This window comes from Pseudomonas sp. W2Jun17 (genome assembly GCF_023127795.1).
GTDB classification, from domain to species: domain Bacteria; phylum Pseudomonadota; class Gammaproteobacteria; order Pseudomonadales; family Pseudomonadaceae; genus Aquipseudomonas; species Aquipseudomonas synxantha_A.
The window spans coordinates 221,929-240,152 of record NZ_SPKO01000029.1; the positions used below are offsets into that span (position 1 = coordinate 221,929).

At 59.8% G+C, this 18,224-nt stretch carries 25 protein-coding genes; 19 read left to right on the forward strand and 6 right to left on the reverse strand.

From position 1 onward, the window contains the following. The first annotated feature begins 18 nt into the window (after nt 1–18). The 6 genes from E4O98_RS18060 to E4O98_RS18085 all read left to right on the forward strand — a co-directional run bounded on the left by E4O98_RS18060 (nt 19) and on the right by E4O98_RS18085 (nt 3,676). Nucleotides 19–591 carry a fimbrial protein gene (locus E4O98_RS18060; RefSeq protein ID WP_032875475.1) on the forward strand — a complete coding sequence of 191 codons (573 nt, stop codon included), beginning with the start codon at nt 19–21 and terminating at the stop codon, nt 589–591. A 10-nt stretch (nt 592–601) separates the two neighbouring features. Beyond that, on the forward strand, nt 602–1,096 hold the full coding sequence (locus tag E4O98_RS18065) for a fimbrial protein (RefSeq protein WP_032875478.1): 495 nt from the start codon (nt 602–604) through the stop codon (nt 1,094–1,096). Between the two features lie 29 nt (nt 1,097–1,125). Further along, nucleotides 1,126–1,605, forward strand: a complete 480-nt coding sequence (locus tag E4O98_RS18070) for a fimbrial protein (protein ID WP_248135964.1) — start codon at nt 1,126–1,128, stop codon at nt 1,603–1,605. Nucleotides 1,606–1,616: 11 nt separating this feature from the next. Continuing rightward, nucleotides 1,617–2,156, forward strand: a complete 540-nt coding sequence (locus E4O98_RS18075) for a fimbrial protein (protein WP_103735139.1) — start codon at nt 1,617–1,619, stop codon at nt 2,154–2,156. A 117-nt stretch (nt 2,157–2,273) separates the two neighbouring features. Then, nucleotides 2,274–3,245, forward strand: coding sequence for a fimbrial protein (locus E4O98_RS18080; protein ID WP_032875484.1), 972 nt, complete (start codon nt 2,274–2,276; stop codon nt 3,243–3,245). A 149-nt stretch (nt 3,246–3,394) separates the two neighbouring features. Further along, nucleotides 3,395–3,676, forward strand: coding sequence for a hypothetical protein (locus E4O98_RS18085; protein WP_032875487.1), 282 nt, complete (start codon nt 3,395–3,397; stop codon nt 3,674–3,676). Nucleotides 3,677–3,685: 9 nt separating this feature from the next. On the opposite strand, the gene E4O98_RS18090 is transcribed toward E4O98_RS18085, so the two are convergent. Both E4O98_RS18090 and E4O98_RS18095 read right to left on the reverse strand, forming a co-directional pair. Further along, a complete protein-coding gene (locus tag E4O98_RS18090; RefSeq protein ID WP_032875489.1) occupies nt 3,686–3,916 on the reverse strand; it encodes a hypothetical protein in 231 nt (76 codons plus the stop codon). 199 nt (nt 3,917–4,115) lie between these two features. Continuing rightward, nucleotides 4,116–4,466, reverse strand: coding sequence for a hypothetical protein (locus E4O98_RS18095; protein ID WP_005788197.1), 351 nt, complete (start codon nt 4,464–4,466; stop codon nt 4,116–4,118). Between the two features lie 213 nt (nt 4,467–4,679). Here E4O98_RS18095 and E4O98_RS18100 point away from each other — a divergent pair, with 213 nt between their 5' ends. From E4O98_RS18100 to E4O98_RS18150, 11 genes are all read left to right on the forward strand, one after another. Beyond that, nucleotides 4,680–4,982 (forward strand): DUF1883 domain-containing protein, encoded by a 303-nt coding sequence (locus E4O98_RS18100; protein WP_003173824.1) that lies wholly within the window; start codon nt 4,680–4,682, stop codon nt 4,980–4,982. A gap of 25 nt (nt 4,983–5,007) precedes the next feature. After that, nucleotides 5,008–5,175 carry a hypothetical protein gene (locus tag E4O98_RS18105; protein WP_164699482.1) on the forward strand — a complete coding sequence of 56 codons (168 nt, stop codon included), beginning with the start codon at nt 5,008–5,010 and terminating at the stop codon, nt 5,173–5,175. A 3-nt stretch (nt 5,176–5,178) separates the two neighbouring features. Then, a complete protein-coding gene (gene alkB, locus E4O98_RS18110; RefSeq protein ID WP_032875491.1) occupies nt 5,179–5,844 on the forward strand; it encodes a DNA oxidative demethylase AlkB in 666 nt (221 codons plus the stop codon). A 75-nt stretch (nt 5,845–5,919) separates the two neighbouring features. Continuing rightward, nucleotides 5,920–6,969 (forward strand): bifunctional DNA-binding transcriptional regulator/O6-methylguanine-DNA methyltransferase Ada, encoded by a 1,050-nt coding sequence (gene ada, locus E4O98_RS18115; protein WP_248128684.1) that lies wholly within the window; start codon nt 5,920–5,922, stop codon nt 6,967–6,969. Between the two features lie 96 nt (nt 6,970–7,065). Further along, on the forward strand, nt 7,066–8,130 hold the full coding sequence (locus tag E4O98_RS18120; RefSeq protein WP_248135822.1) for a nitronate monooxygenase: 1,065 nt from the start codon (nt 7,066–7,068) through the stop codon (nt 8,128–8,130). A 113-nt stretch (nt 8,131–8,243) separates the two neighbouring features. Then, nucleotides 8,244–8,993: a molybdate ABC transporter substrate-binding protein gene (gene modA, locus E4O98_RS18125; RefSeq protein ID WP_148854598.1), complete on the forward strand. Its 750-nt coding sequence runs from the start codon at nt 8,244–8,246 to the stop codon at nt 8,991–8,993. Further along, a complete protein-coding gene (gene modB / locus E4O98_RS18130; RefSeq protein ID WP_005788186.1) occupies nt 8,994–9,674 on the forward strand; it encodes a molybdate ABC transporter permease subunit in 681 nt (226 codons plus the stop codon). A gap of 5 nt (nt 9,675–9,679) precedes the next feature. Further along, a complete protein-coding gene (gene modC, locus E4O98_RS18135) occupies nt 9,680–10,759 on the forward strand; it encodes a molybdenum ABC transporter ATP-binding protein (protein ID WP_223018342.1) in 1,080 nt (359 codons plus the stop codon). Between the two features lie 74 nt (nt 10,760–10,833). Further along, nucleotides 10,834–11,883 (forward strand): DNA topoisomerase IB, encoded by a 1,050-nt coding sequence (locus E4O98_RS18140; protein ID WP_248135823.1) that lies wholly within the window; start codon nt 10,834–10,836, stop codon nt 11,881–11,883. Between the two features lie 124 nt (nt 11,884–12,007). After that, entirely contained in the window at nt 12,008–13,642 is a 1,635-nt protein-coding gene (locus E4O98_RS18145) for an ABC-F family ATP-binding cassette domain-containing protein (RefSeq protein WP_248135824.1), read from the forward strand. A gap of 69 nt (nt 13,643–13,711) precedes the next feature. Further along, complete coding sequence (locus E4O98_RS18150) at nt 13,712–14,416, forward strand: YoaK family protein (RefSeq protein WP_032875504.1); 705 nt, start codon at nt 13,712–13,714, stop codon at nt 14,414–14,416. 148 nt (nt 14,417–14,564) lie between these two features. Here E4O98_RS18150 and E4O98_RS18155 read toward each other — a convergent pair whose 3' ends face one another. The 4 genes from E4O98_RS18155 to E4O98_RS18170 form a co-directional block, all read right to left on the reverse strand. Further along, nucleotides 14,565–14,918 carry a hypothetical protein gene (locus tag E4O98_RS18155; protein WP_005788175.1) on the reverse strand — a complete coding sequence of 118 codons (354 nt, stop codon included), beginning with the start codon at nt 14,916–14,918 and terminating at the stop codon, nt 14,565–14,567. A gap of 172 nt (nt 14,919–15,090) precedes the next feature. Beyond that, the gene (locus E4O98_RS18160; RefSeq protein WP_005788173.1) at nt 15,091–15,402 is read right to left on the reverse strand and encodes an AzlD domain-containing protein; all 312 of its coding nucleotides are present in this window, start codon (nt 15,400–15,402) and stop codon (nt 15,091–15,093) included. Continuing rightward, nucleotides 15,399–16,094, reverse strand: coding sequence for an AzlC family ABC transporter permease (locus E4O98_RS18165; protein ID WP_005788171.1), 696 nt, complete (start codon nt 16,092–16,094; stop codon nt 15,399–15,401). The genes E4O98_RS18160 and E4O98_RS18165 overlap by 4 nt, the downstream gene beginning before the upstream one ends. Before the next feature lie 71 nt (nt 16,095–16,165). After that, nucleotides 16,166–16,381, reverse strand: a complete 216-nt coding sequence (locus E4O98_RS18170; protein ID WP_005788169.1) for a hypothetical protein — start codon at nt 16,379–16,381, stop codon at nt 16,166–16,168. A gap of 175 nt (nt 16,382–16,556) precedes the next feature. Between E4O98_RS18170 and E4O98_RS18175 the strand changes: the two genes are divergently transcribed. Together E4O98_RS18175 and E4O98_RS18180 are read left to right on the forward strand one after the other, a co-directional pair. Further along, nucleotides 16,557–16,913: a metalloregulator ArsR/SmtB family transcription factor gene (locus E4O98_RS18175; protein WP_032880957.1), complete on the forward strand. Its 357-nt coding sequence runs from the start codon at nt 16,557–16,559 to the stop codon at nt 16,911–16,913. 19 nt (nt 16,914–16,932) lie between these two features. Next, nucleotides 16,933–18,216: an arsenic transporter gene (locus E4O98_RS18180; protein ID WP_078821319.1), complete on the forward strand. Its 1,284-nt coding sequence runs from the start codon at nt 16,933–16,935 to the stop codon at nt 18,214–18,216. Nucleotides 18,217–18,224 lie beyond the last annotated feature (8 nt).

The following is an 18,224-nucleotide window of genomic DNA, read 5'->3' on the forward strand; positions in this document are numbered from 1 at the left end:
CTGCCGCCGGAGTAAGCCATGAAACCGCACTATATGAAGGTACTGAGCGGCCTGTTACTGGCCTGTTGGGGGAGTGCGCAGGCCGCGGATGTCGAGGGTATGAATGGCGTGCTGAATATTTCCGGGTCCATGCATGAAACACCTTGCAGCCTGGAAATGAACTCGCTGCATCAAACCATTGACCTGGGCGTGGTATCCACCAGCCAGTTACGCCGGCCCGGCGATCAGGCAAACCAGGTGGCGTTCCAGTTGCGCTTTACCGATTGCAATCGCACCGCTGGCAGCATCCGCAGTGAACGCACCGGCAATCTTACGTGGAGTGCCTTTCAGCCGGTGCTATCGGTCGCATTCCTTGCGCCTGCGGATGCCGATGATTCACGGCTGGTCAAAGTGCAAGGCATCACCGGGATGGGCCTGCAGCTGACCGACTCGCTTGGGCGGGATGTACAACTGGGATCGAGGGGCGAACCGCTGTTCTTGCCCCTGGGCGGCAACACCAAAACCTGGAACGTCCGGCCCACTCGCACCTCCGCGCCACTGTCCAGCGGGGCATTCCGCGCCGTGGTGGATTTCAGGCTCAATTATGAGTAAGAGCAGAGCAATGGCTAAATCAAACGGTTCGTGGGCTGTATTTATCGCGAGCAACCTGCTATTGGCGCTCAGCCAGGGGGTTCAGGCCGATACCAACCTGACCATCCGAGCGGTCATCATCGCGCCGCCCCCGTGTGTCATCAACAGCGGAAGCACGCTCAACGTGCCTTTTGGCAATGACCTGCTGACCTCTCGGATTGACGGCGTCAACTACCGTCGAGATGTGCCCTACACCGTCACCTGCGCCTCCCCTTTCAGCAATGCGTTGACACTGGAACTCAAGGGCACGAGTGCCGCGTTTGACAATCGCGTGCTCGTGACCCGCAAACCGGATCTTGGCGTGAAGCTGTTCGTCAATGGCGCTGATTGGCCCTTGAACACGGCGGTGAACTTTACCTATCCCAACGTTCCGGTGGTGCAGGCAGTACCGGTCAAACGCGCAGGCAGCACCTTGACCGGTGGAACATTCGATGCGGCAGCCACTCTGGTGGTGGATTACCAATGAAATCGATCACCGATAAAGAGAACCGAGCCATGACCCTTTGGCCGCAGAGAGCGCTGCTCGCCTTGTGTTCCATCGGCCTTTGCAGTGGTGCATCAGCCAACCTGACTTTCAGCGGCACGCTGAATGAGCCGCCGCCTTGCACCATCGATGCCGGCAACACGATTGAAGTCGATTTTGGTGACGTCGGGATAAAGCGCGTCGACGGTGTGAGGTACCGCCAGGGCGTCGGCTACACCATTAGCTGTGGCACCGACACCCTGCCATGGGAGCTGAAGTTGAGCGTCAACGGTACCGCCACATCGTTTGACGGTTCAGCCGTACAGACCAGCGTGCCGGAGCTGGGCATTCGGGTTTTCCAGAATAACCAGCCGTTTCCACTCAACACACCCCTGGACATCATCCTGTCGTCACCGCCCTTACTGGAAGTGGTACCGGTCAAACAGCCGGGGGCAACCCTGGCGCCCGCAAGGTTTACGGCGGTGGCCACGCTGTTGGCCGAATACCAGTAGGAGTCGAATCAATGGGACACAAGCGCCATACAGCTTGGCCGTCTACTGCGCTGATACTGGCCCTGGGCCTGATCGGCGAGGGACAAGCAGCGGACAATCTGAGCTTCAAGGGCAACCTGGTTCAGGAGGCTTGCACGCTGCGTCCTGGTGACGATGCCGTCACGTTGGAACTCTGGGACGTCACCAGCAAACACCTCTATATCAACACACGCTCACAGGGCAAAGATTTCAGGCTGCACCTGGAGAACTGCGACACCACGGTTGGCTCCACCGTCACCATCACGTTTGGCGGCAGGGAAAATGCCGCGCTGCCCGGAATGCTCGCGCTGGACGCAGGAAGTGGCGCCTCGGGTATCGGGGTTGGCATAGAGACGCCGAGCAACAAGCCACTGCCGTTGAACACCGTCAGTGATGCGCAGGTGTTGAGTGACGGCAGCAATGTGATCGCGCTTAAAGCCTTTGTGCAGGGCGAGCCGCAGGCCATCAGTGACCAGACCATCGGGCAAGGCGTGTACAGGGTGACCTCTACTTTTACGTTGGACTATCCGTAGCCGCTCCTCGGCAGAGAACGGCATGGACAAACCCTTAACTCTCTTCCGGACGGTTTCAGCACGGGGCTGTATACCTGCGCAGCGACCTGCGGACAGAGGAGCAATGAGAGATCAAAAATGAAACAACTCTATGGAGCTATAGTGCTTCTCGTGCTGCTGAGTAGTGTCACCACGACCGTGCGAGCAGCGGATTGCCGCGTTAATGGCGGACCATGGCAATACGTAGGCGACGGCGGAATTCTTAACCTGCAGGTCCCCGTCAACGTTAGTCTCGGCTCGGACAGCACCCGTATCATTCTTGAAGGCGCGTGGCTGGACTGCCGATTTACCTTCTGGGCTGCTCACCCTACGCGCATAGACTTTTGGGGAACAGCGGCGCCAGCCGGCCCTCCCTGGGTGCCCGGTCCGAAATTTTCCAACCAAGGTACCGGCTTACGCATAAACGGCGCGTTTTATAACACTCCAGTGCCGTTTAACATCCGGATCGCGACCATGCCTAATAACGGTGCGGCGTATCCCATCAGTGTGGCCCCCTATATCTTGCTGCGAAACGATCCGAGCAACCCTATCGAGGTTCAAAGAGGGGATGTCCTGGGCATGCTGAATCTCTACCAAACGAACAATTACAGTTCGGGAACTACGAGGCTCGTACTCACGTACACCGCCGCGAACAACTTCGGCGTCTCCCCATCGACTTGCACGATCAACAATAACAACCCGATCGAGATCAACTTCGGCGACGTAAACCAGCGGGCGATCGGCAGCGATCCACTGACCACGCCCATTCGCACCAACCGCAGGCTAAGCTACTCATGCCCGAATAGCGGAATTACCACGCCGATAACCATCACCTACAAAGGCATCCCGTCGTCGTTTGATAATCGGCTCCTGACAATGACCAACCCCAACGTAGGTACCGCCCTTGTACGTGCAGGCTCTGCGGTTCGAGTCAACGGTTCATTCCTGACCCAAATTACCAACAGTGTAGGAGGCGATGATGTGACGTTTTCGCTGGTGGGACAAGCGGGCTCGCTCCCTGCAGCTGGGGCAATCAGCGGGAGCGGCGTGCTGGTGATGGGAGTGCCCTGACGGCCACCAACAGCTGACTTACGCTAACCAAAGGTGCGCAAGCGCAGTACTTGCAACGGCGACTGCACACCAGGTGGCAGTTCGCTATAATCCGCGCCAACGCCCCACGATAGTGTCAGCGCCCTCTACCCTCTCGACGAAGACCTTTTATGAAAAAAATCCTGGCACTGACTGCGGTACTAGCACTTGCCGGCTGCACGACCGCTTCCGACACTTTGCTGAAAAATGGCGAACAAGGCTTGACTATCGACTGCTCGGGCGAGGCCAACTCATGGGCCAGTTGCTACGAGAAAGCTGACGCCTCTTGTGCCGGCACCGGTTACCGCATCGTCGGCACCAACGGCACGCCAGCCCTCAAGGACAGCGACAAGACCCTGGGCCAGGACGTAGGCAATTTCAAGGGCCGCAGTGTGGTGGTGGTGTGCAAGTAAACCGCCGGGCTACAGATGCACTTCGGCAAACTTGATACCCAGGCCGCGCAAGATTTCGATGAGGTCATCCAGGCGTGCAAATGATTCGACCTCGTCCTGATCGTCTACCAGGAAGTAACTGCGGCCGCCGCTTTTCTTGAAGAATACGATCCACTCGCCCAGATCGGCGGGGTTCTGGATGACATGGGTCGCCGAAATCTGACCTTCGGCCTGACGGGCTTTGACGTGTTCTCGTTTCATAACGGGCTTTCCAGAAAGAACAAATGCCGCTCGAACCCAAGGTTTGAGCGGCATCTTTATAGTGAATGCACGACAGTTTAACGGATGCCCTGCCCGATCAGCACGGACGCATAGGCAAAAAAAGCCCCAATCCTGCAGGATCGGGGCTTTTTATCGGATTCAGTGCGTAGGGTGAGACGCCTTGCCGGCGCAACCAGACTCAGCCGGAAATGCACTCTTCCCCAGCTTTCTTCACGTCGCCCGGCCGGATCGGCACGTTGGACATGCTTTCATAGAGCTTGATACTGCTACCACTGGAGCGGTCTTCGATTTCGAAGATCGCAGAAGGGTCCGCCGAAAACTTCTGCGGCACGATGACCTGGATACCGTCTTTATGGGGTTCGATCTGTGGCGGCCGACGGGTCGCCTCCAGTTTGCGCACAACACACGCCGCATATTCCTGCGGTTTCTTCCCTGAGATGACCACCAACGTTGGCGGGGTCTGCTTGATATCTGCAACCGAAGCACACCCAGCAATTGCCAAGGCCAGCACCAACACACTCCACTTCATACTAAAACCTCCGATAAAGACCCTACGACAGCGAGGATGGTAAATTTCTCCCAGCAACGTAGGATTTATCTCTGATAACACGGTAAATAACTGTTTTTAATTGTCGAAGTCGTCGACGACGGCCCGATAATAAACGCGCTGGGGCTGATAAACTCCATCTTAACCTACGTATCGTTCTGATTTTTCAGAAAAAGCCCTTCTGGAGACACCCGCATGAAATTCATTCACCAGCGTGAGCACCTCAACGAGGGAGACATTGTCGTTATCGAATGCTCACAGACCTGCAACATCCGCTTGATGAGCGATGCGAACTTTCGCAGCTTCAAAAATGGCGGGCGCCATACCTACCACGGCGGTGCATTCGATAAATTCCCGGCCAAGATCACCGCACCCAGCACCGGCTTCTGGAACATCACCCTTGATGTGGTGACCCGTCGCGCCATCAGCGTGACCCGCAAGCCTGCGCTGTCCCACAAGATCCGCATCGTTCGCCGCACCAGCACCAAGCTGAGCTGAACCAGCAACTGACAGGAAAAAAGCAGTGACCCCTACGACCAAATACGTCATCAAGTACAAGCTCAACGGCGAACGCCGCTTCGAATTTGCCCAGTTGCAAAGCAACAGCGTCGAAGAAGCCAAGCAAGCCCTGGCGGAAAGTCACGATGCCAGCGACGTAATTACCGACATCACCGTGAGCAAGGCGCTGTAAGTCATGCCGGGCCCTACTGCCGATTTGTTCGCCGATGATGCCCTGCAACAACCTGCCGGGCGCGAGCAGATCGGTGAAGAGTCCTACGTTCTAAGGGGCTATGCCCTGCCCTGGATTGAGCGGTTGCTACCTGAGTTGCGGCGCGTGCTGGCCCAGTCCCCCTTTCGGCAAATGGTCACGCCCGGTGGCTTTACCATGTCGGCAGCGCTGAGCAGTTGCGGCGAACTGGGCTGGACCACCGATACCCGCGGCTATCGCTACAGCCCACTCGACCCGCGCAACCAGCAACCCTGGCCGGCCATGCCGGATGCGTTGCGCCAACTGGCCATGGCGGCGGCAACCGAGGCCGGCTTCCGCGACTTTCTGCCTGACGCTTGCCTGATCAACCGTTACGTGCCAGGGGCAAAGATGTCCCTGCACCAGGACAAGAACGAGCGCAGCTACAGCGCGCCGGTGGTCTCGGTGTCCCTTGGCCTGCCGGCGATTTTCCTGTTCGGTGGCCATGAGCGCAGTGACAAAACGCAAAAAGTCTCGCTGTTCCATGGCGATGTGGTGGTGTGGGGCGGGGTTGATCGCCTGCGCTTTCATGGGGTGATGCCGATCAAGGCCGGCGAGCATCCGGTCATGGGGGCACAGCGCATCAACCTGACCTTTCGCACCGCCGGCTAATTTGACCGCAAGCTTCGGAGTTTTACCGGTGGGCGACCCGCTTAATCTGCCCCTGAACCGTCTGGAGTGCAGGCCATGAACAACGAACACGATCCGCGCTGGGCCGCCATCATTGCCCGCGATGCCAAGGCAGATGCCCTGTTTGTCTACGGCGTGAAAACCACGGGCGTGTATTGCCGCCCCAGCAGTGCTTCGCGTTTGCCACGCCCTGAGAATATCGAGTTCTTCGACACACCGGCCCAGGCCGAAGCCGCGGGTTATCGTGCCAGCAAACGCGCTACGGGCGATCAGACTCAACTGGCGGCTTACCATGCGCAGTTAGTCGCCGACGCCTGCCGGCTGATCGAACAGGCTGAAACGCCCCCGAGCCTGGATGTACTGGCAGGCCAGGCCGGGTTGAGCCCGTTCCACTTCCACCGTGTGTTCAAAGCCGGCACCGGCTTGACCCCCAAGCGCTACGCCAGCGCCCTGCGCTCACGCAAGGTCCGCGATGGCCTCAAGGGGCAGCAGTCGGTGACAGACGCCCTGTATGACGCAGGCTTTAACGCCAACAGCCGTTTTTATGAAGCGGCTGACCAGCTACTCGGCATGAAACCCAAGGACTACAAAGGCGGCGGCGTCAATAACACCATTCGCTTCGCCGTCGGCCAATGCTCGCTGGGCGCAATTCTGGTGGCGCAGAGTCAGCGTGGCGTGTGTGCGATTTTGCTCGGGGATGATCCGGATAAACTGGTGCGCGACCTGCAAGATCAGTTTCCCAAGGCAGAGTTGGTTGGCGCGGATCAGGATTTCGAACAACTGGTCGCCCAGGTGGTGGGCTTTGTCGAAGCCCCTGCCCTGGGCCTGGATCTGCCTCTGGACCTGCGCGGCACTGCCTTTCAGGAACGGGTATGGCAGGCATTGCGCGAAATCCCGGTAGGAAGTACTGCCAGCTATGCCCAGATAGCCAAGCACATCGGTGCGCCCACCGCCTTTCGCGCCGTGGCCCAGGCCTGTGGTGCCAACCACCTGGCGGTGGCGATTCCCTGTCATCGTGTGGTACGCAGCAATGGCGAACTGTCGGGGTACCGCTGGGGGGTGGAGCGCAAACGTGAGCTGCTGAAGCGCGAAACCCCCTCCTCATAAAATGCCATTCTCGTCCAGTGAATAAAACAGAGTGGCCCGGAGCCAACGGCCCTGCTAAAACAGCGAAATGCCCTACTAACGCTGGAGACGCATCCCATGAGCACCTGGCCAGACATCCGTATTCTCGACCTGCTGGGCATCGACGTGCCGATCATCCAGGCGCCAATGGCCGGCGCGACGACCACCGCCATGGTCATCGCTGCCCAACGCGCGGGGGCGCTGGGTTCCATGCCTGCCGCAGCGCTGAGTATCGAGCAACTGCGTGAAGCGGTCACTGTCATCCGCCAGGCCAGTACACGGCCGTTGAATCTGAACTTCTTCTGCCATCAGCCGCCTGTGGCCGATGAAGAGCGTGACCGCCATTGGAAGGATGTGCTGCAACCCTACTATCACGAACTTGGTGCCGATTTTGATGCGCCCACCCCCGTGTCCAATCGCGCACCGTTCAACGACGCGGCGTGCCAGTTGGTGGAACAACTGCGCCCGGAAGTCGTGAGCTTTCATTTTGGTCTGCCGGAAAAGTCCTTGCTCGATCGGGTAAAAGCCACGGGCGCCAAAGTGCTGTCATCGGCCACCACCGTTGAGGAAGCGATCTGGCTGGAAAAACACGGCTGCGACGCAATTATTGCCATGGGCATTGAAGCAGGTGGGCACCGTGGCCTATTCCTCAGCGATGACCTGAACAGCCAGATCGGGTTGATGGCACTGGTGCCGCAAGTGGTCGACGCAGTCAGCGTGCCGGTGATTGCCGCAGGCGGCATCGGTGATGCGCGTGGCATCGTCGCGGCCCTTGCCCTGGGCGCCTCGGCAGTCCAGATCGGCACGGCGTACCTGTTCACGCCCGAAGCCAGCATCACCGCCTCGCACCACCACGCGCTGCGCCATGCCCATGCCAGTGAGACGGCACTGACCAACCTCTTCACCGGCCGCCCGGCGCGGGGCATCGTCAACCGCGTGATGCGGGAGCTCGGCCCGATCAACCCGAGCGCCCCGGCATTCCCCAAAGCCGGAGGTGCGTTAATGCCGCTCAAGGCCAAGGATGAAGCAGGTTTCAGCAACCTGTGGGCGGGCCAGGCACTGGGGCTTGGCAAAGACCTGTCCACTTATGACCTGACGCGTCAATTGTCCGAGCAGGCATTGACCGGACTCGCGCGCCACTGACATCAGCGGCAACTTTGCACTGTACCGACAATGGCCAACCGCTATATATTCCCATACATAGCGGTAGAGCCTTCTACCTGAACGCCCCGTACAGCCCAAGGAGTCGCTTCACGATGAACCGTATCTCGCGCCTGGCCCCCCTGCTTGCCGTGTTCGTGCTGGGTTCGGCCCATGCCGGTGAAGTGCAGGTGGCCGTGGCCGCCAACTTCACCGCGCCGATCCAGGCAATTGCCGCCGACTTCGAAAAAGACACCGGCCACACGCTCATCGCAGCCTACGGTGCTACCGGGCAGTTCTACACCCAGATCAAGAACGGCGCGCCGTTCGAGGTGTTCCTCAGCGCCGATGACACTACCCCCCAGAAGCTCGAAAGCGAAGGCCAGACGGTCAAGGGGTCGCGCTTTACCTACGCCGTCGGCACCCTTGCGCTGTGGTCGGCAACAGCAGGCTACGTGGACGCCAAAGGTGAAGTGCTCAAGCACAATCAATTCAAGCACCTGTCCATCGCCAACCCCAAAGCCGCGCCCTATGGCCTGGCCGCCACCCAGGTACTGGCCAAGCAAGGTTTGACCGCGCAGGTCAAGGACAAGCTCGTCGAAGGCCAGAACATCACCCAGGCCTATCAGTTCGTATCCACCGGGAATGCCGAGCTGGGCTTTGTCGCCTTGTCGCAGATCTATAAAGACGGCAAAGTCACCAGCGGTTCGGCGTGGATTGTTCCGGCATCCATGCATGACCCGATCAAACAGGACGCCGTGATCCTCAACAAAGGCAAGGACAGCGCCGCTGCCAAGGCGCTGGTTGAGTACCTGAAAGGCCCGAAAGCCGCTGCCATCATCAAATCCTACGGCTACGAGCTGTAAATGCCCCTGTCGAGTGCTGATTTTTCCGCGATCTGGTTGACCATCAAACTGGCGTCACTGACGACTGTGATCCTGTTGATCATCGGCACTCCGATAGCCCTGTGGCTGTCGCGCACCACCTCATGGTGGCGCGGCCCCGTCGGTGCAGTAGTCGCATTACCGTTGGTGCTGCCGCCAACGGTCATCGGTTTCTACTTGCTGTTGACCATGGGCCCCAACGGTTACTTCGGCCAGTTCACCCAATGGCTGGGCCTGGGCACGCTTACATTCAGTTTTGCCGGGCTGGTGATCGGCTCGGTGATCTATTCCATGCCGTTCGTGGTGCAGCCGTTGCAGAACGCCTTTTCCGCCATCGGTACACGCCCATTGGAAGTAGCCGCGACCTTGCGCGCCAATCCGTGGGACACGTTTTTCACAGTGATCCTGCCCCTGGCACGCCCGGGTTTTATCACCGCGTCGATCCTCGGCTTTGCCCATACCGTCGGCGAGTTCGGCGTGGTGTTGATGATCGGCGGCAATATCCCGGACAAGACCCGAGTAGTCTCGGTGCAAATATACGACCACGTCGAAGCCATGGAATATGCCCAGGCCCATTGGTTGGCCGGCGCCATGGTGGTGTTCGCGTTCCTCGTATTGCTGGCGTTGTACTCCAGCCGCAAAACCAGGATGGGCTGGAGCTGATCGCGATGATTGATATACGCCTGAACTTGAAATATTCCGCCTTTGCGCTGGACGTGGACCTGCAATTGCCTGGGCGTGGGGTGACCGCGTTATATGGACAGTCCGGCTCCGGCAAGACCACTTGCCTGCGCTGTATCGCCGGTTTGGAGCGCGCCGAGGAGGGTTTTGTACAGATCAATGATGAGGTCTGGCAAGACAGCCGCAACGGGCTGTTCGTACCACCGCATAAACGTGCCTTGGGGTATGTATTCCAAGAGGCAAGCCTGTTTGCTCACCTGTCGGTGCGGGCCAATCTGGAGTTCGGCCTCAAGCGCATCCCGCGCGCGCAACGGCGTGTGGATATGGCCCAGGCCACCGAGCTGCTGGGCATCGGTCACCTGCTTGAGCGTCACCCACAACACCTGTCCGGGGGCGAGCGTCAGCGCATCGGTATCGCCAGGGCCTTGCTCACCAGCCCCAGGCTGTTACTGATGGATGAACCGCTGGCCGCCTTGGACAGCAAACGCAAAAACGAGATCCTGCCGTACCTGGAGCGCCTGCACGACGAGCTGGATATCCCGGTGCTCTACGTCAGCCATGCCCAGGATGAAGTCGCGCGCCTGGCCGACCATATCGTCCTGCTCAGCGACGGCAAGGCCCTGGCCAGCGGCCCCATCGGCGAAACCCTGGCGCGCCTCGATTTGCCCCTGGCCCTGGGCGACGATGCCGGCGTGGTGATCGCCGGCAGCGTCATTGCCTACGACGCGCACTATCAGTTGCTCACCCTGCAGCTGCCTGACTGCCTATTGCAGATTCGCGTGGCCCATGCGCCGGTGGCGGTGGGTAAACCGTTGCGGGTCAAGATCCAGGCACGGGATGTGAGCCTCAACCTGCAAGCGGACGAACACAGCAGCATCCTCAATCGTTTGCCCGTGACCGTCATCCAGGACATGGGGGCGGATAACAGCGCCCATGTCCTGGTACGCCTGGATGCCGGCGGCACACCATTGCTGGCACGTATCACGCGTTTCTCCCGCGACCAGCTGCAACTGCATCCGGGCCAGGTGCTGTGGGCGCAAATCAAGGCGGTGGCGGTGCTGGCTTAAGCAATTGGCACGACCGCAAAACGCTGCGGTCAATCAGACATACCGGCCTGATTTGTTGCCAAGGAACCCGCACCATGCCCGACTCTTCGTTGCCCGCCGACCTGCCCCGTGACCTGCATTATGTGGATGACACCCAGCCTGGAATCCGCCGTAAAAAGCTGCGGGGCAAGTTTCAATACCTGGACGCAAAAGGCCAGCGCATTACCGATGCTGATGAAATAAAACGTCTGAACGCGCTGGCGGTACCGCCCGCCTACACCGATGTGTGGATCTGCGCCGACCCGCGCGGCCATCTGCAAGCCACCGGCCGCGACGCCCGTGGCCGCAAGCAATACCGTTACCACCCACGCTGGCGCGAAGTGCGTGACAGCGACAAGTATTCGCGGTTGCAGGCATTCGGCAGCGCCTTGCCAAAATTGCGCAAACAGCTGGAAGCCCAAATCGCCGAGCCCGGCTTTACCCGCGAAAAGGTGCTGGCCACGGTGGTGACGTTGCTGGACGCCACGCTGATCCGCGTCGGCAATATCCAATACGCCCGCGAGAATAAATCCTACGGCCTGACCACCCTGCGCAATCGCCATGTGGACATCAAGGGCAGCGAAATCCAGTTTCAGTTTCGCGGCAAAAGCGGTGTCGAGCACCAAGTGAGCGTCAAGGACCGACGCCTGGCCCGCGTGGTCAAGCGCTGCATGGAATTGCCCGGGCAGAACCTGTTCCAGTACCTGGACGAAGACGGTGAACGCCACACCGTCAGTTCCCATGACGTCAACGCTTACCTGCACGAACTCACCGGCGAAGACTTCACCGCCAAGGATTACCGCACCTGGGCGGGCACGGCGATGGCATTGGCGGTGTTGCGCGAGTTGGCGTGGCAGCCGGAGTCAGACGCCAAGCGGCACGTGGTAGGAATGGTCAAGGACGTGGCCAGGCAGTTGGGCAACACGCCCGCCGTGTGCCGCAAGTGCTACATCCACCCCGCGGTGCTTGAGCATTTCAGCCTCGGCGAACTGTCGAAACTGCCCAAGCCACGAGTGCGCAAGGGTCTGAAAGCCGAGGAAGTCGCCCTGGCGATGTTCCTGGAGAAGCTGGCCGAAGACTTGCCGCACAAAGCCAAGGTGGGTTAGCCTTTGCGCCCCTTCTGATTTATGGGACGAGCGCCGACGTGAACAACTAAGCCTTCCAAAATGTATCCGCAACGAGCCGCCTGGCGCGCTTGTTGGCCTGTTCGACATTTTTTTGGAGGTGCTGATGACTGACGTCAACCGGCTGCCCGTTCTTGTTTCCCTGCAACATGTGTCTTTCCAGTTCGCCAATGGCGAAACCTTGCTGGAGGACGTGAACCTGTCCATTGATCGCACCCACACCGGCATCGTCGGGCGCAATGGCCGTGGTAAAAGTATCCTGGCGAAGTTGATGGCCGGCATCCTGCAACCGTCTTCAGGCACGTTGAAAAGACCGCTCAGCCTGATCTATGTGCCCCAGGCGTTGACGATTCAAGCGGGAGAAACTGTCGCCCATATCACCGGCACCGCCCCTGCCCTGGCCGCCCTGGAGCGTATGGCACGCGGCGATGGCCGCCTGGGCGATCTGGAACTGATCGATGATCGCTGGGACCTCGCAGAGCGTCTGCGCCTGGCATTGGATGCCGCAGGCTTGCCAACACTTGCCGCCGACACTCAATCCGACCGACTCAGCGGCGGCCAACTGGCCAGGGTCGCGCTGATCGGAGCGCTGTTGGCGGCGCCGCAGTTGTTGATTCTGGACGAACCCAGCAACCACCTCGACAGCGCCGGGCGCGAGTGGCTGTTGCGCGAACTGGCTGATTGGCGCGGCGGCCTGGTGGTGGTCAGCCATGACCGCCAATTACTCGACACCATGGCGCGCATCATCGAATTATCGCCCCTTGGCGTTCAGGTGTATGGCGGCAACTACGCTGCCTATCGACAGCAACGCGATACCCAACAGCACGCCGCTATCGCCGCATGGGAACATGCGCGCCAGGAACGTAGCCGTGAGCGTCGGCGCTTGCAAAAAGACCATGACAGCCTCCAGCGCCATGCTGCGCGCTCACGCAAGCAGGCCGAGACCGCCAACGTCGACCGTTTTACCAAGGCCCGCTGGAAAAGCGCAGCCAAGGAAGTCGTCAGCACGGTGCGCAGTGCCCACCACGATCACAAACACCAACTCGACGCCCAGGTGCGCCAAGCCTACGCGCGCGTAGTGGATGAGACGCCGACCCTGCTCGCCTTGCCAGGCTCGGCAGTACCCAACGGCCGGCAGGTCCTGACTCTGGAACGTGCGCAATTGCCCTGGCTCGACCCCAAGGCGTCGGGCACCTACCTGACGATCAGCCTGTCGGGGGCCGCACGCGTTGCCGTACGCGGGCCGAACGGTTGCGGTAAATCCACCCTGCTCAAATTACTCGCAGGCCAGTGGCAGGCGATCAGTGGCGGGTGCACAGTGGCGGTGCCCAGCGCTTATATCGATCAGCAGTTGGCGTTGCTGGATGACCGGTGCAGCGTTGTCGAGCAGCTCAACCTGCTCGACACGCCGTTGGCCGAAGCCGAACTGCGCACGCGCCTGGCGCTGCTGCAGCTGGATGCTTCGCGGGTCACGCGGCCGACCGGGCAACTCAGCGGTGGCGAGCGCTTGAAAGCCGCCATGGCCGTTGCCTTGTGGCGTGATACACCAGCGCAATTGTTGCTCCTGGATGAACCCACCAACCACTTGGACCTGGAGTCGGTGCTTGCCTTTGAGCAGGCCTTGAAGGGATTTACCGGCGCGATGCTGGCCGTGTCACACGACCCTGCATTCTTGCAGGCGATCGAGCCGACTCATCATCTGACCTGGCACCCCACAGGCTGGCAACTGGAACGTGCCTGAAGTCATTGCGCATACACGCAAAGCGTCCTACGGTAGTGGCCGAATAATCTCATCGTGGAACCCAGCCCCATGCTGCCTTCGTCCCGCAAGCCTTACACCAATGCCACGCTCGCCCATCGCCAGCGCTGGCGTGGCCGCGTGGGCTTGATGCTGGTGGCCTGCCTGTCGGTGCTGGCGGGCATGACCGATGCCATTGGCTTTATGGCCAGCGGCGATTTCGTCTCGTTCATGAGCGGCAACACCACGCGCCTGGCGGTGGCCATCAGCGCGGGTGACCTGGGGCTCACCGGGCGTCTGGTGTTGCTGGTTGCCACCTTTGTGGTCGGTAATGCCTTGGGTGTGGTGGTCAGCCGTTTCAGCAAGCGCCACGCACTGCCGTTGTTGCTGTGCATCGGCGCCTTGCTCTGCGGCGCGGCGCTGTTGCCGGCGACCGACACCTTGCCCGCGTTGCTCGCGGCAATTATTGCCATGGGCATGCTCAACGCGGCGGTCGAAGAAGTGAACGGATTACCCGTGGGGCTCACTTACGTCACCGGGGCGCTCTCACGCTTTGGTCGCGGGCTGGGGCGCTGGGTAATGGGCGAGCGTCGCAATGGTTGGCGCGTGCAATTGATTCCGTGGGCCGGAATGTTTGTCGGTGCCGTGATCGGCGCACTGCTGGAGCAGCAAATGGGACTGCGCGCACTGTGGGTCAGTGGTGCATTGGCGGGGTTATTGGGGCTGGTGACATTGATGATTCCGCGGCGCTGGCACTTGGGTTTTATGCCGCGTTGAGGCTGAACAAAGAGGTGCTCGCTCGACGTTTAAGCCTCGACATCCGTGTACCGGTAAAGAGCCATAACGTCGAGCGAGCGATTGAATCATAAGGCAATGCCCGGCGGCTGTCCCGCCAGGCGTTTCGGAATCGGGTCAAGGCAAGGTATTACAGACAAGTGGCAAGCGCTGCCAGGCGACGTTTGGCTGGCATGTTGTCCTCCACGGCATAGTATTTGACGGTAGAACCCGCCCCTGTGCTTTGTATGTCAACAAAGTAGTCGCCGGCCGTGGTGTAGACGGTGTAGCCACCTGCCTCGGTGGGCTCCTTGAAACCGCCGGCATCAACGCCGAACACGCGCTCATCCTGCCAGCCGAACTGAATGCACTGGGCGACCACCAGGGTGGCCTTGTCCGATGCCAGGGTTTTATAGGGGCTGCCTGCACGCGCCTCTTTCATCTTCGAGCCCGCGCAACCGGCCAGTGCGGCCAGTACCAATGCGCCGATTACCATCTTGAACATGCCTGTGCTTCCTTGGAAAAACCGTGACTCTACCACTGTGCCGCGGCCAACTGACGCGCCCATGAACTTTGTTTCACTGTGACGGGCCAACCCGCCGTCTATAGTGGCCAAGCTCATTTTTCGGAAGTCTCCCTTCTGCCCGCCCTCCCGCGGGCTTTTTTTTGCCCTGGCGTCAGAACCACCAGCGAAACAGATAGAACAGCGCCATGCTCAACAGCACAGTGATCAGCACACTGCGCGTCCAGAACATCAAGGCCACGGCGCAGATACCTGCGAGCAAGTAAGGGTTGCTCGGGCTCAGGTTGAGCCGGTGATCTGCCAGAAAAATAATCGGCCCGCAGATCGCCGTAAGCATCCCCGGCACGGCAAAGCCCAGGAACTCACGGGCGCCACGATTAAGCCTCACCGGCAAACGTGGCTCGATAAACAGGTAGCGGTTGAAAAACACCACAAGACCCATGGCCACAATCATCAGGTAAATCATCGCTGCCCAACTCCCAATCGCTTGCAGGCAAAACCTGCGCTCATCCCCAGTACACCCGAGACCACTACCGCCGACTCCCAGTGCAAATAACTCAACCACACCGAACACAGCAGCGAGACCGCGACACACACCACGGTCGGCACATCACGCACCACCGGAGTGATCAGGGCGATAAAGGTTGCGGCAATGGAAAACTCCAGCCCCAGCTGATCAAGGCCCGGAATGCTTTTGCCCAACACAATGCCGGCCAGGGTGAAGAGGTTCCAGATGATGTAAAACGTCAGGCCGACGCCCAATGCGTACCAGCGATTGAAGGTCTGGCGGTCATAGTGGTTGACCAGGGCAAAGAATTCATCGGTCAGCAGGAAACCCAGGCTCATGCGCCACCGGACATTGAGCGACGACAGCGTGGGACGCATGTGCATGCCATAGAGCAGATGCTGGGAGGTCAGTAACAAAGTGGTGAGTACGATGGATATCAGGCTGGCACCGCTCTTGACCATGCCGATGGCCACCAACTGCGCCGCACCGGCAAACACGATGGCAGACAAGCCTTGGGCTTGCAGCGGGGTAAATTGCGCATCGATGGCCATGGAGCCGGCGAGCAACCCCCACGGGGCGCAGGCAAGAGACAAGGGAATAACGGCGATGGCGCCGCGAGTGAAGGCGTAATGAGGTAATGCAGTGGGCATGGAAACGGCTCATCGACGGACAGTCGACAAGCATGCCAGTGCAATCAGGGGCTTGTCTTGAACGATCTTGCTCAGGCGAGCCTCACCGAAACCTGCTCCACCGAATCCCGCGCTTCACGCAGTTCGTACGCGTCCTGGTTCAGCCGGTGGATGGTGTTGAGCAGGCGCTGGCGCAGCACTTCGTCACCGAGTTTTTCCACGGCGCGCATCAGGTCGAACGCCGCGGTTTCGTTATTTTCCGCGACGGAATCCAGGGTCTTGCGCAGGTTGCGAGTGGCACGGGTCACGCGGGTTCTTCCTTCATCAGCAATGAGCAGGCACTGTAGGACCTTTGTGTTTCATTTTAATTTCAAACAGTTGTGGCTGTTTCACGGGCATTTGATCCACATCAACTGAAACAGGATTTGACCGAAACATATGGAAATACGTATATTCGAATAACCATATATGGATACCCTGATCATGTCGGATCTCCTCTCTCCTCCCACCCTGTTCAAGTGCCTGGCTGATGCCACCCGCACTCGGATGACCCTATTGATCCTGCGCGAAGGCGAACTTTGCGTATGCGAACTGATCCATGCCTTGGACGATAGCCAGCCGAAGATCTCCCGTCATCTGGCGCAACTGCGCAGTTGCGGGCTGCTGCTGGACCGCCGTCAAGGGCAATGGATCTACTACCGCATCAACCCGGCACTGCCCGCCTGGGTCACACAGGTGCTGGACACCACCCTGCAAGCCAACCAGCCATGGTTGCAGAACGACGCGCTGCGTCTGGATGCAATGGGCGACAGACCACAACGGGCCAGCACCTGCTGCTGAGCCATCGGAGCGTTTATTCATGCTTGTCGCAATTGCGATTTTCCTCGTCACCATCGTACTGGTCATCTGGCAGCCCAAGGGCCTTGGCGTGGGCTGGAGTGCCAGCCTGGGCGCGATCCTGGCCCTGGGTTGCGGGGTGATCAGCCTGGCGGACATCCCGGTGGTGTGGCACATCATCTGGAATGCCACCGGTACCTTCGTCGCACTGATCATCATCAGCCTGTTGCTGGACGAAGCCGGCTTCTTTGCCTGGACAGCCCTGCATGTGGCGCGTTGGGGGCGTGGCCGCGGACGGCGGTTGTTTGCCTATATGGTGCTGCTGGGTGCGCTGGTGTCGGCGCTGTTTGCCAATGACGGTGCGGCGTTGATTCTCACGCCCATCGTGATGTCGATGCTGCTGGCCCTGCGTTTTTCACCGGCAGCGACCCTGGCATTCGTCATGGGCGCGGGGTTTATCGCCGATACGGCGAGCCTGCCATTGGTGGTATCGAACCTGGTAAACATCGTCTCGGCTGATTATTTCAAGATCGGCTTCAACGAATATGCCGCCGTGATGGTGCCGGTGAACCTGGTCAGCGTGGCCGCGACCCTGGCAGTGCTGCTGTGGTTTTTCCGCCGGGACATTCCCCAGACCTACGACCCGGCCGACCTGGAAGACCCCGCCAGTGCCATCCACGACCCCGCGACGTTCCGCGCCGGTTGGTGGGTACTGGGTATTCTGCTCATCGGCTGTTTCGCCCTGGAACCTCTGGGCATTCCCATCAGTGCGATTTCCGCCGCCTGCGCCGTACTGCTGCTGGTGATTGCCGCCAAGGGCCATAAGATTTCCACGCGTAAAGTCCTCAAGGAAGCGCCCTGGCAGATCGTGATCTTTTCCCTGGGCATGTACCTGGTGGTGTATGGGCTGCGTAACGCCGGCCTGACCGACTACCTGGCCACCTGGCTCGACACTTTCGCCACCTATGGTGTGTGGGGCGCGGCTATGGGCACAGGGGTGCTGACGGCACTGCTCTCATCGGCGATGAATAACCTGCCGACGGTGCTGATCGGCGCACTCTCCATCGAGTCCAGCCATGCTGTGGGCGTGGTCAAGGACGCGATGATCTACGCCAATGTGATCGGCAGCGACCTGGGCCCTAAAATCACCCCCATAGGCAGTTTGGCCACCTTGCTGTGGCTGCATATCCTGGCACGCAAAGGCATCACTATCACTTGGGGTTACTACTTCAAGGTCGGAATCGTGCTGACTTTGCCGGTGCTGTTGATCACCCTCGCTGCCCTCGCCTTGCGCCTGAGCGTTTAAAGGAGCCT